Raw genomic sequence first — 12,707 nt, forward strand, 5'->3', positions numbered from 1 at the left:
GGACAAGGATAGTAACGATGACGATGCGAGTACCCAATCTCAAGCACAGCCTGCGCGTCGCGGTCGCCCTTCTCGGGGCGTCTGCCGCGTTGGGAGCCTGCACGCACACCGATCAGGATACGCCGACGAGCAGCATCCCGAACGATTACCGCCAGCGCCATCCCATCGTGGTTCAGGAAGCGAACCGCACGACCGAAGTCTTCGTCGGCACCGGCCGCGGCGGCCTCACGGCTGCGCAGCGCTCGGATATTGCCGGTGTCGCCGAGACCTGGCTACGCGAAGGCACCGGCGGCATCATCATCGATATGCCGGCGAATACGCCGAACGCACGCGTGGCGAACGATTCCTTGCGTGAGATCCAGGGCATCCTGGCTGCCGCCGGTGTGCCGCCGCGCGGCATCACCGTCAGGAGTTATCGTCCGGCCGATCCCCGGCAGTTTGCGACAATCCGGGTCAACTATCCACGGATCGTCGCGGATGCCGGTCCGTGCGGCGTTTGGCCGGAAGACCTCGGCCCTTCCATCAAGAACAAGAGCTATTACGAAAACCGGCCGTACTACAATCTGGGCTGCGCAAGTCAGCGCAATCTTGCAGCGATGGTCGACAATCCGTCCGATCTCGTTCAGCCGCGCGCCGAAACGCCGGCCTATACACCTCGTCGCAACGTCGCCTTCGACAAGTACCGCAAGGGTAACACGACGACGACCGCATATCCTGAAGCCGAGAAGGCCAAACTGAGCGAAGTGGGCAAATGATTAGTTACGCGCGCCAGGATCAGGAGGACGGGGCGGCCTCGACCGCCGCCGAGGAGCATATCGCGCCAGCGCCGCGCGTGTCCGTCCAGGCCTTCTGCGAAACTGTTGAAACCGCGGCAGCCGTACAGGCTGCCGGCGAAGACCGGCGGCTGGACAAGGCGCATCTCAAGATTCAGATGGGCGGCATGGCGGCTGCCATTGAGGCGTACCGCACCGCGCCGACTCCCAACGTGATCCTGCTCGAGACCGAGGGTCGCAACGACATCCTTTCGGGCCTCGATCAACTTGCAACGGTTTGCGACGCCGGTACGCGGGTGATCGTGATCGGCAAAGTCAACGACGTCGTTCTCTACCGTGAACTCGTCCGCCGCGGCATCAGCGACTATGTCATCGCACCGGTTGCGCCGCTCGATGTCGTCCGCTCGATCTGCGGCCTGTTTTCGGTTCCGGAAGCCAAGGCCGTCGGACGGATCATTGCCGTGGTCGGCGCCAAGGGCGGCGTGGGCGCATCCACCGTGGCGCATAACGTTGCGTGGGCGATCGCACGCGATCTGGCGCTGGATTCGGTGGTCGCCGATCTCGATCTGGCCTTCGGCACCGCGGGCCTCGATTACAATCAGGACCCGCCCCAGGGGATCGCCGACGCCGTATTTTCTCCCGACCGCATCGATACGGCTTTTGTGGACCGGCTGCTCTCCAAGTGCACCGACCATCTCAGCCTGCTCGCCGCGCCTGCGACCCTCGACCGGGTGTACGATTTCGGGGCAGACGCGTTCGATTCGATCTTCGATACGCTGCGCACGACGATGCCCTGCATCGTTCTCGACGTTCCGCATCAGTGGTCCGGATGGACGAAGCGCGCGCTGGTCGGCGCCGACGATATCCTGATCGTCGCGACCCCCGATCTCGCCAATCTGCGCAACACCAAGAACATGTTCGATACGTTGAAGGCTGCGCGGCCTAACGACAGGGCACCTCTGTACTGCATCAATCAGGCCGGTGTTCCCAAACGGCCCGAGATCAACACCAGCGAATTCGCGAAGGCTATCGAAAGCCCGCCGATCGTGACCATTCCGTTTGAGCCGCAAATCTTCGGCGCAGCTGCGAACAATGGACAGATGATCGCGGAAATCGCCGCCAATCATCGCACATCCGAGATGTTCTTGCAGATCGCGCAGCGCCTGACCGGCCGTGGCGAAGCCAAGAAGCCGCGCAATTCGTTTCTGGCACCTCTGCTCGGAAAGCTCCGGGCCAAATAGACTTTCGCGTGGAGTACCGTCGTGTTTGGTAAGCGTAGCGGATCAGAAGCCGATGGCCGGGGGACTCAGCCCGCGGACCGTGGGCATGTGACAACACCGGCCGCCGCAAAGCCGGCGGTGGCGAACGTCACATCACCGCCGCTGTCGCCTGCCCGCACCTCCACACCCGCTCCTGTCGTCGAAGCACGGCGCTCGGATACCTACTATCAGGTCAAGGCCACGATCTTCGGGGCGCTGATCGAGGCCATCGACCTCGCACAGCTCGCAAAGCTCGACGTCGAGTCCGCGCGCGAGGAAATCCGCGACATCGTCAACGAGATCATCGCGATCAAGAACATCGTGATGTCGATCGCCGAGCAGGAAGAACTGCTCGACGACATCTGTAACGACGTTCTCGGTTACGGCCCGCTCGAGCCGCTGCTCGCCCGCGACGACATCGCCGACATCATGGTGAATGGCGCCGGCACTGTCTTTATCGAAGTCGGCGGCAAGATCCAGAAGACCGGCATCCGCTTCCGTGACAACCAGCAGCTTCTCAACATCTGCCAGCGCATCGTCAGCCAGGTCGGCCGCCGCGTCGACGAATCCTCGCCGATATGCGACGCCCGTCTCGCCGACGGGTCGCGCGTCAACGCGATCGTGCCGCCGCTGGCCATCGACGGCCCCGCGCTCACCATTCGTAAGTTCAAGAAGGACAAGCTGACGCTTGATCAACTGGTCAAATTCGGCGCGATCACGCCCGAAGGCGCTCAGATCCTGCAGATCATCGGCCGGGTGCGCTGCAACGTGCTGATCTCCGGCGGCACCGGCTCAGGTAAAACCACGCTGCTGAACTGTCTAACCAACTACATCGACGAGGACGAGCGCGTCATCACCTGCGAAGACGCAGCAGAACTTCAATTGCAGCAGCCGCATGTCGTGCGCCTCGAAACGCGTCCGCCGAACATCGAAGGCGAAGGCCAGGTCACCATGCGCGACCTCGTCAAGAACTGCCTGCGTATGCGGCCGGAACGTATCATCGTCGGCGAAGTCCGCGGACCCGAGGCGTTCGACCTGTTGCAGGCGATGAACACCGGCCACGACGGATCGATGGGAACGCTGCACGCCAACAATCCCCGCGAAGCCCTGTCGCGCTGCGAATCCATGATCACCATGGGCGGTTACTCTCTGCCGTCGCGCACCATCCGCGAGATGATCTGCGCCTCGATCGACGTGATTGTACAGGCAGCCCGCCTGCGCGACGGCTCGCGCCGTATCACCCACATCACCGAAGTGATGGGGATGGAAGGCGACACCATCATCACCCAGGACATCTTCCTCTACGACCTGATGGGCGAAGATCTGAACGGCAACATTATCGGCCGACATCGCTCGACCGGCATCGGACGTCCGAAGTTCTGGGAGCGTGCCCGCTACTACAATGAGGAAAAGCGGCTCGCCGCGGCGCTCGATGCCGCCGAAGTTGCAGAGGTATAGGAGCGCCCATGAACATGCAGGCGCTGGCACTGGCTTTCCTCTCCGCCGTCACGGTGGGCGGTCTCGCATGGGTTTTCATCTATCCGCTACTCTCCGGCGAGAAGCAGACCGAGAAGCGCGTCCAGTCCTTTGCGCGCGCCGAACCTGCATTGCGCATCGACGACCGGTCGCGCACGCGTCGCGTAGCTGTCGAAGACTCGATCAAGGAGCTTGAACAGCGGCTCGCCGAGTCCAAGAAGATTTCGATCGAGAACCGGATCTCCCAGGCGGGCATGAGCTGGACCAAGCAGCAGTTCATGATCGGCTCGGGGGTTCTCGGCGCGGCCGCTCTGATCGGGTCCTATATTGCCGGCGCGCCCCCACTCGCATCGCTTGGGTTTGGCTTGGGCGCAGGCTTCGGATTGCCGCGCTGGGTGCTGGGCTTTCTCAAGAAGCGCCGTGAAACCAAGTTTCTCGATGCCCTGCCGGACGCCGTCGACGTCATCGTCCGGGGCATCAAGGCCGGCCTTCCGCTGTTCGATTCGATCAAGGTGGTTGCCGCCGATGCGCCGGAGCCGCTGCGCAGCGAATTCAATGCGATCATCGAAACCCAGACCATCGGCATGCCGCTTGGCGACGCCTGCCAGCGTCTTTACGACAGAATGCCGCTGCCGGAAGCCAACTTCTTCGGCATCGTGATCGCGATTCAAACCAAGTCGGGCGGCAACCTGTCGGAGGCTCTCGGCAATCTCTCGAAGGTGCTTCGCGATCGCAAGAAGATGAAGGCCAAGATTCAGGCGATGTCGATGGAAGCCAAGGCCTCGGCCGGCATCATCGGCTCGCTGCCGCCGCTCGTGATGCTCATGGTCTACATCATGACGCCCGAATACATCTCACTGCTCTGGACCCATCCGACCGGACGGCTGATGCTGGCGGGCTGCGTGCTCTGGATGTCGACCGGCATCTTGGTCATGAAAAAAATGATCAACTTCGATTTCTGACGAGGAACCATGGTCGATCTTCTCATCGAAAAGTTCCACGACGCCAGGTTCATGACGATGCTGATGGCGGCGATCGCCGCCGCAGCAGCAGCCTACGCAGTTGTGGCGCCGATGTTCGCCGGCGACGGACTGGCCAAGCGCATGAAAGCCGTCGCCAGCGAACGCGAGCGGATGCGCCAGCGCGAACGCGACCGGCTCAACCGCAACGAGAAAGTTTCGCTGCGCCAGACGCCGAAACAGGTCGTCCAGCGGGTGGTCGACGATTTCAACCTCGGCAAGTGGGTGGCTCAGGAGGAAGCACGCGACAAGCTGGTGATGGCCGGCTATCGCGGTCAGGCGCCTTACGTCACGTTTCTCTTCTTCCGCCTTGTCATGCCGATCGTGTTCCTGATCTGCGCCATTCTCTATGTGTTCGTGATCTCGAACATGCAGCAGCCGACGGCGATGAAAATCGGCATGTGCCTGGGCGCGACATGGCTTGGCATGCAGGCGCCCATGCTGTTCCTGAAGAACGCCATTACCAAGCGCCAGTTGTCGATCCGGCGCGCATTTCCGGATGCGCTCGACCTGCTGCTGATCTGCATCGAATCCGGCATGTCGATCGAAGCGGCATTTCGCCGGGTGAGCCAGGAGATCGGCAGCCAGTCGATCGCGCTGGCGGAGGAATTCTCGCTGACGACCGCTGAGCTCTCATATCTCCAGGACCGCAAGATGGCCTACGAGAACCTCGCCAAGCGGACCGGAACCGAGGGCGTGAAGTCCGTCTGTCTGGCCCTGCAACAGTCGGAGCGCTATGGCACGCCGCTGGGACAGACGCTGCGCGTGATGGCTCAGGAAAATCGCGACATGCGCATGAATGAGGCCGAGAAGAAGGCGGCCGCCTTGCCGCCGAAACTGACCGTGCCGATGATCGTGTTCTTCCTGCCCGTGCTGTTCGTGGTCATTCTCGGCCCGACCGGCATCAAGGTCTCGGAATACATGAAGTGATGTGAGCGGCGCCGGTCAGGCGCCGCGGCATCGTTCAGCCTCAAGACACAGAAATAAACCGTGACTTATGAACGGCTGGGCTCTGCCACGGCCGTTGTGCGCGGACCTCGTCCGCCGCCATCGCGGCTGAGCATCTGCTTCAGATAGGCGACATTGGCTTCCGCCTCTTCAGCGGGAAGGTCTGCCTTCACGATGGTTTCGGCTTCCGCGAATCGTCCCTGAAGCCCGACCACCAGTCCGAGATTCTGGCGAACGCGGGAATCCGCCGAGCCGCGATTATAGGCCCTGCGCAGCACCGACTCGGCCTTGGGCAGATCCTTGGACAGAACATAGGACATGCCGAGATTCGACAGCACCGATGGCTCTTCCGGGGCAATCTTGAGCGCGCTCGCGTAATAGCGGCGAGCCTCCTCGTGATTGCCGAGCTGATCGAGCGTCGTTCCCTGCACCGACAGAATGCGCCAGTCAGGATTTGCCGGCGTATGGGCACGGGTCAGGATGTCGAACGCCTGCTGGAAATTTCCGTTGTCCGCCAGCGCGCGGCCATAGGCTGCCAGCAACGATTTGTTCCCGGGGTTGGCGATGGTCGCCTGCTCCAGCACGGCAACGGCCTGCTGGCGCTGCCCGTTCAACCGCAGGGACTGGCCATATTGAAGCGCGGCCGCGGCGTCGCGCGGATTGGCACGGTAGCGTTCGCCGTAAGCCTCGATCTCATCGCGCGAAGCAACACCCGGCCCTGCTTCGGCACGGGCATTGAGCGATCCGGTAATATCGGGCGAGCGCGCGGTCTGGCAGCCGCCAAGGCTGGCCGCGAGGAGCGCTGCGACCGCGGCGGACCCAAAGTACCTGGCGAAACGGGATGGATTACGCATGACGCTTGGACTCGCTATCGAGGTTTGGCGAAGCCGGATGACGCCAGCAATAGACTGTTAACCCTAATGGCTGGTTAATTCCCCCGAGCGGCGACGGTGCCCGCCCCTGCGCCTCCCGATCGGAAAGACATGTAAAAACACGATCTTGGGCCTGCTGCGCAGTGCGGCCGCGCTGCTATAGTGAGCATCTGTCACGCACCCTGTCCGGGAATTCCATGCATCCAGCCTTCCAGAACGCCTCATCCGCCGTCCCCATTACCTTTGCCACCAAATCGACCTGGGACACCGTCAGCGCTACCCTTCCCGCCGCGGCCCGGCGGTTCGCAGCGGCCAATGCCTTCACCGCAAAGCCCGGCCAGTATCTCGCGCTCCCGGCGGAGGATGGATCGCTCGCCCATGTCGTGTTCGGCATCGAGGATACCTCCAGCGAGTGGCGCGATCTTTTCCGGCCGGGACAATTGCCCGGCCTGCTGCCCGCGGGCACCTACAGTTTTACGAATCAGCCGCACGACACCCGGCTTGCAGCGCTTGCCTTTGCGCTCGGCAGCTACCGGTTCAATCGCTATCGCAAGAACGACGTGCCCGGCGCACGGCTCGTCCCGCCCGACGGCCTCGACATGGTTGAACTGACGCGCATGGCGGACGCCGCGGCACTGGCGCGCGACCTCATTAACACGCCCGCCAACGACATGGGGCCGGACGAACTCGCGCAAGCCGCACAGGCGCTCGCCGAAAAGTTCGGCGCGGCCTATAGCTGCATTATCGGCGACGACCTGCTGAAACAGAATTTCCCGCTGATCCATGCGGTCGGCATGGCCTCGACCCGCGCGCCGCGCCTGATCGACATCACGTGGGGCGACGCATCGCATCCGAAAGTGACGCTGGTCGGCAAGGGCGTCTGCTTCGACACCGGTGGGCTCGATCTCAAGCCGTCGAGCGGCATGCTGATCATGAAGAAGGATATGGGCGGCGCAGCCAACGTGCTCGCGCTCGCTCAGATGATCATGGATGCGAAACTCAAGGTTCGCCTGCGTGTTCTGATTCCTGCTGTCGAGAATTCTGTCGCGGGGAATGCCTTTCGCCCGCTCGATATTTTTCCCTCGCGCAAGGGCGTTAATGTCGAGATCGGCAACACCGATGCGGAGGGACGCCTCGTGCTCGCCGACGCACTGGCGCTGGCTGACGAGGAGAAGCCCGATCTGCTGATTGATCTTGGCACACTGACCGGTGCTGCGCGCGTCGCGCTGGGGCCTGACCTGCCGCCGTTCTACACAAACGACGAAACGCTCGCAGCCGACGTCGCGCGCCATGCCCGCACCGAGAACGATCCGCTGTGGCGGATGCCGCTGTGGATGCCGTACGATTCGTGGCTGGATTCCAAGACCGCCAATCTCAACAATGCGCCGGGCGGCGCATTCGCAGGGTCGATCACCTGCGCGCTGTTCCTGAAGCGCTTTGTTGAGAGCGCGACGAGCTGGCTTCACGTCGATATCTACGGCTGGACGCCCTCGGCGAAGCCCGCCCGTCCCGAAGGCGGCGAATGCCAGGCCGCGCGCGCGATCTACAAATTGTTGAGCGAGCGGTATGGCTGATCTCCCCCGCGACCCCAGGCTCACACCCGCACGGCCTGATCTTGCCGCGAAGCATCTCGAAGGCAAGGTGACGGCGGCGCGATTCGCCGAAGGGATCGAGCTTGAAGTCTTCGATCCCGTTGCGCCGGTCCGGCGCGAACCCTCGCACGACGCAGCATTGGACACCGAGGCGCTGAAGGGCGAGCGCGTCGTCATCTACGATCGCGATGCGGAAGGATGGGTGTGGGGCCAGCTCAAGGCCGACGGCTACGTCGGATGGCTCCCCGACAATGCACTGGTTCAGACGCGCTCGACACCGACGCACAAAGTCACGGCGCTGCGCACCTTCGCGTTTCCGGGACCTTCGATCAAGCTGCCGCCGGTAGAAAGCCTGCCGCTCGGCGCACTTATCGAAGTCGTGAAGACCGAGGGCGGCTTCGTCATCACCAGCCAGCGGCATTATCTGCCTGCGCAGCATGTGGCGCCGCTTAACACCAATGAGACGGATTTCGTTGCCATTGCGGAACGCTTCGTCGGCACGCCCTATCTGTGGGGCGGCAGGACAAGCCTCGGCATCGATTGTTCGGGACTGGTGCAGACCTCGCTCGCCGCCGCCGGCATCGCCGCGCCGCGCGACAGCGACATGCAGGAAGGCGCTCTGGGAACGGCGTTGCCACCGTCGCAGTGGCATGATCTCAAACGCGGCGATCTGATCTTCTGGAAGGGCCATGTCGCAATCGTGCGCGATGGCAGCACCATCGTCCACGCCAACGCGCACCACATGGCGACAGCCATCGAGCCGACAGACGCAGCCATCGTGCGCATCAAGGCCGCAGGCAGTGACGTGACCAGCGTTAAGCGGCTGCGTTGAAGACTTATAGATCCGGCACGATGTTCGGCGCGGCTTCGATATTGAACGCCGCCGCGAACAGCGCGCGCGTATAATCGGATTTCGGATTCTTGAAGATATCCGCCGCGGCACCTTCTTCCACCACCTTGCCGTGACGCATCACGATCAGGTTGCTCGCCAGTGAAGCCACCACGCGCAGGTCATGCGAAATGAACATGTAGGTCAGGTCGCGCTTGCGTTGCAGCTCGCGGAGCAGATCGACCATCTGCGCCTGAAACAGCATGTCGAGGGCGCTGGTCGGCTCGTCCAGCACCACGAAGTTCGGCTCCAGCACCACGGCGCGTGCGATACTGATGCGCTGACGCTGGCCGCCGGAGAATTCATGCGGATAACGGAAGCGCGTCGCGGGATCGAGGCCGACATCCTTCAGCGCCTTGATCACCCGCGCCTCGCGTTCGGTCTCGCTCAGCGACGGCTGATGCACGCCCAAGCCCTCAGCAACGATGTCGCCGACCGACATGCGCGGGCTGAGCGCCCCGAACGGGTCCTGAAACACGATCTGCATGTCACGCCGGACCGGGCGCATCTCCTTGAACTTCAGGCCCTGAATATCCTTGCCGAGAAACACGATCGGCCCGTTCGATGAAATCAGGCGCAGCAACGCGAGGCCGAGCGTGGTCTTGCCCGAACCGGACTCGCCGACCACGCCGAGCGTTTCACCCTTGCGCACCCTGACACTGACGCCATCGACCGCCTTGATGTGGCCGACGGTCTTGCGCAGCAGGCCGCGCTTGATCGGAAACCAGACCTTCAAGTCATCGGACGACATCACCACCGGAGATTCCGGCCGCGGCGGCGCGGGATCAGGCTTCGGCTCCGCCGCCAGCAGCGCCTTGGTGTAAGGATGCTGGGCCGCGGTGAAGACCTGTTCCACCGGCCCCTGCTCGACAATCTTGCCGTTGTTCATGACACAGACCACATCGGCGATGCGCCGCACGATGCCGAGGTCGTGGGTGATGAACAGCATGCTCATGCCGAGGCGCTCGCGGATATCGGCGAGTAGCTTGAGAATTTGCGCCTGCACAGTGACGTCAAGGGCCGTGGTCGGCTCGTCGGCGATCAAAAGGTCAGGCTCGTTTGCCAGTGCCATCGCTATCATCACGCGCTGGCGCTGTCCGCCAGACAACTGATGCGGATAGCTGGCGAGGCGCGTTTCCGGTTCCGGAATGCCGACCTGCGTGAGGAGCTCAAGTGTTCGTGCCCGTGCCGCCGCGCCGCGGACGCCGCTGTGCAGATAGATCACTTCGCTGATCTGCGCCTCGATGGTGTGCAGCGGATTAAGGGACGTCATCGGCTCCTGGAAAATGATCGAGATGTCGTTGCCGCGGATGCCGCGAATCTCGTTCTCGCTCATCTCGAGCAGGTCCTGCCCCTTGAAGCGGATGCTTCCGCTCGGATGATGCGCCGTGGGATACGGCAGCAACTTCAGCACAGACAGCGCGCTGACGGATTTGCCCGAACCGGATTCCCCGACCAGCGCCACGCACTGTCCGCGCTCGATCGAGAACGAAATCTTGTCGACTGCAATACTTTCATTGCCGCCCTGACGGAACGCCACAGACAGGTCGCGGACATCGAGAAGAGGCTGGTTGATGGAATCCAACATGGCCTACCTGAACGTCTTGCGCGGGTCGAAGGCGTCGCGAACGCCCTCGCCGATGAAAATCAGAAGCGACAGCATGATCGCGACCGAGAAAAAGCCGGTGAAGCCGAGCCACGGCGCCTGCACATTCGATTTGCCCTGCGACAACAATTCGCCGAGCGACGGCGAACCCGGCGGCAGACCGAAGCCGAGGAAATCCAGCGCCGTCAGCGTCATCACTGACGACGAGACGATAAACGGCAGGAACGTCATGGTCGCCACCATGGCGTTCGGCAACAGATGCCGGAACATGATGGTGGCATTCGAGACACCCAGTGCCCTTGCCGCCTGAATGTACTCGAAGTTGCGCCCGCGCAGGAACTCCGCGCGCACGAGGCCCACCAGCGACACCCAGGAGAACAGCAAAAGAATTCCGAGCAACACGAAGAAGCCGGGCACCAGCACCGATGACAGGATCAAGAGCAGATACAGCGACGGAATCGCGGTCCACACTTCGATGAAGCGCTGGAAACCAAGATCGACCCATCCGCCGAAATAGCCCTGCACACCGCCGGCCGCGATGCCGATCACGGAGGAAATGATCGTCAGCGTGAGGCCGAACAGCACCGAAATCCGGAAGCCGTAGATCAGGCGCGCCACCACATCGCGGCCCTGATCGTCGGTGCCGAGCCAGTTATACTCAAGGTCGCGGCAACCGCGCAGGCCCTTCTTCTCGACCACCGCCTTGCATTGAGCCTCGGTGAGCATCCATGTCGGCTTCGACGGCGCCGGCGTCGGCAGATCGAGATTATGCGTGCTGTAGGAATAGCGGATCAACGGCCAGATCACCGTGCCGTTCTTTTCCTTGATCAGTTTCTGCAGATACGGATCGCGGTAGTCGGCAGCCGTCTCAAAGTCCCCGCCGAATGCGGTTTCGGGATAGGTCACGAAGGCCGGGAAATACAGTTTGCCGTCGAACTTGATCAGGAACGGGCGATCGTTGGCGATCAGTTCTGCGAACAGCGAGACAAGAAACAACAGTGCGAAAATCCAGAACGACCAGTAGCCGCGCCGGTTGGACTTGAAATTGCGCCAGCGGCGCTGGTTGAGCGGCGATATGCCGAGCGGGTGGCGCGACGGCGGCACGGCTTCCCCCATCGGCGACAAGGCCGTGGTCTCGACGGGCGGGACGGGGGCGATCGTCATACCTCGCGCGCCTCGAAATCGATCCGGGGGTCGATCCACATATAGGCAAGATCAGAGATCAGATTCACCACAAGACCGACCAGAGAGAAAATGAACAGCGTACCGAACACCACCGGATAATCGCGGTTCAACACGCTCTCGAAACCAAGCAACCCGAGGCCATCGAGCGAGAAGATCGTCTCGATCAGCAGCGAGCCGGAGAAAAACGCGTGAATGAACGCACTCGGAAAGCCGGCGATTACGATCAACATGGCATTGCGGAAGATGTGGCCGTAAAGCACCTGCGTTTCGCTGCACCCTTTGGCGCGCGCGGTCATCACATACTGCTTGCGGATCTCATCGAGAAACGAGTTCTTGGTCAGCAGTGTCATGGTCGCGAAAGCGCCGAGCGCCATCGAAACCAGCGGCAGCGTGATGTGCCAGAAATAATCGGTGATCTTCTGGTACCACGGGAATTGCGACCAGCCGTCCGAGGTCAGCCCGCGCAGCGGGAAGATGTCGAAGAACGATCCGCCTGCGAACAGGATGATCAGCAGAATTGCGAACAGGAAGCCCGGGATCGCGAAGCCTATGATAATGATGCCCGATGTCCAGGTATCGAATTTCGAGCCGTCCCGAATGGCTTTGCGGATTCCGAGCGGAATCGAGATCAGATAGGTCAGCAGCGTCATCCAGATGCCGAGAGACATCGAAACCGGCAGTTTCTCCTTGATGAGCTGGATCACACTGACGTCACGAAAGTAGCTCTTGCCGAAATCGAAACGCGCGAAATTCCACAGCATCAGCGCGAAGCGTTCCGGCGCAGGCTTGTCGAACCCGAACTGCTTTTCGAGACTCTTGACGAAATCCGGATCGAGCCCCTGCGCACCGCGATACTTTGAAGACACCGCATCAGCCGACGCCCCGGCCTGCGGCCGCGAGGCGAAATCGCCGCCGGACGATCCCGAAATGCGCGAGCTGGCTCCGGTGTCCGAGCCGGAAAGCTGAGCGATCACCCGCTCAACGGGGCCGCCGGGGGCGAACTGCACCACAACGAAAGACACGAACAGGATTCCCAGCAGTGTGGGAACCATCAGCAGAATGCGGCGGGCAATATACGCGGTCATGGA

11 protein-coding genes are annotated in these 12,707 nt (G+C 62.2%); 7 read left to right on the top strand and 4 right to left on the bottom strand.

The features are described 5' to 3' along the window. The first annotated feature begins 17 nt into the window (after positions 1 to 17). The 5 genes from HMPREF9695_RS20110 to HMPREF9695_RS20130 are packed head-to-tail and all read left to right on the top strand — an operon-like array spanning position 18 to position 5,457. Positions 18 to 755, top strand: coding sequence for a CpaD family pilus assembly protein (locus HMPREF9695_RS20110; protein ID WP_006022737.1), 738 nt, complete (start codon positions 18 to 20; stop codon positions 753 to 755). After that, positions 752 to 2,014 carry a CpaE/TadZ family protein gene (locus tag HMPREF9695_RS20115; protein WP_006022738.1) on the top strand — a complete coding sequence of 421 codons (1,263 nt, stop codon included), beginning with the start codon at positions 752 to 754 and terminating at the stop codon, positions 2,012 to 2,014. Before HMPREF9695_RS20110 ends, HMPREF9695_RS20115 begins: the two co-directional genes overlap by 4 nt. A 21-nt stretch (positions 2,015 to 2,035) precedes the next feature. After that, on the top strand, positions 2,036 to 3,490 hold the full coding sequence (locus tag HMPREF9695_RS20120; protein WP_006022739.1) for a TadA family conjugal transfer-associated ATPase: 1,455 nt from the start codon (positions 2,036 to 2,038) through the stop codon (positions 3,488 to 3,490). Positions 3,491 to 3,498: 8 nt separating this feature from the next. Further along, positions 3,499 to 4,470, top strand: coding sequence for a type II secretion system F family protein (locus tag HMPREF9695_RS20125; RefSeq protein WP_006022740.1), 972 nt, complete (start codon positions 3,499 to 3,501; stop codon positions 4,468 to 4,470). A gap of 9 nt (positions 4,471 to 4,479) precedes the next feature. Further along, positions 4,480 to 5,457 carry a type II secretion system F family protein gene (locus HMPREF9695_RS20130; RefSeq protein ID WP_006022741.1) on the top strand — a complete coding sequence of 326 codons (978 nt, stop codon included), beginning with the start codon at positions 4,480 to 4,482 and terminating at the stop codon, positions 5,455 to 5,457. 65 nt (positions 5,458 to 5,522) lie between these two features. On the opposite strand, the gene HMPREF9695_RS20135 is transcribed toward HMPREF9695_RS20130, so the two are convergent. Beyond that, the gene (locus HMPREF9695_RS20135; RefSeq protein ID WP_006022742.1) at positions 5,523 to 6,329 is read right to left on the bottom strand and encodes a tetratricopeptide repeat protein; all 807 of its coding nucleotides are present in this window, start codon (positions 6,327 to 6,329) and stop codon (positions 5,523 to 5,525) included. Between the two features lie 215 nt (positions 6,330 to 6,544). Between HMPREF9695_RS20135 and HMPREF9695_RS20140 the strand changes: the two genes are divergently transcribed. Both HMPREF9695_RS20140 and HMPREF9695_RS20145 read left to right on the top strand, forming a co-directional pair. Beyond that, positions 6,545 to 7,921, top strand: coding sequence for a leucyl aminopeptidase family protein (locus HMPREF9695_RS20140; RefSeq protein WP_006022743.1), 1,377 nt, complete (start codon positions 6,545 to 6,547; stop codon positions 7,919 to 7,921). Further along, a complete protein-coding gene (locus tag HMPREF9695_RS20145; RefSeq protein ID WP_006022744.1) occupies positions 7,914 to 8,771 on the top strand; it encodes a C40 family peptidase in 858 nt (285 codons plus the stop codon). The genes HMPREF9695_RS20140 and HMPREF9695_RS20145 overlap by 8 nt, the downstream gene beginning before the upstream one ends. 4 nt (positions 8,772 to 8,775) lie before the next feature. Here HMPREF9695_RS20145 and HMPREF9695_RS20150 read toward each other — a convergent pair whose 3' ends face one another. From HMPREF9695_RS20150 to HMPREF9695_RS20160, 3 genes are read right to left on the bottom strand one after another with little or no spacing between them, the layout of a single operon-like run. Continuing rightward, entirely contained in the window at positions 8,776 to 10,413 is a 1,638-nt protein-coding gene (locus tag HMPREF9695_RS20150; RefSeq protein WP_208856412.1) for an ABC transporter ATP-binding protein, read from the bottom strand. Between the two features lie 6 nt (positions 10,414 to 10,419). Then, on the bottom strand, positions 10,420 to 11,598 hold the full coding sequence (locus tag HMPREF9695_RS20155; protein ID WP_006022746.1) for an ABC transporter permease: 1,179 nt from the start codon (positions 11,596 to 11,598) through the stop codon (positions 10,420 to 10,422). Then, a complete protein-coding gene (locus HMPREF9695_RS20160) occupies positions 11,595 to 12,704 on the bottom strand; it encodes a microcin C ABC transporter permease YejB (protein WP_006022747.1) in 1,110 nt (369 codons plus the stop codon). Before HMPREF9695_RS20160 ends, HMPREF9695_RS20155 begins: the two co-directional genes overlap by 4 nt. Positions 12,705 to 12,707 lie beyond the last annotated feature (3 nt).

This window comes from Afipia broomeae ATCC 49717 (genome assembly GCF_000314675.2).
Lineage (GTDB): Bacteria > Pseudomonadota > Alphaproteobacteria > Rhizobiales > Xanthobacteraceae > Afipia > Afipia broomeae.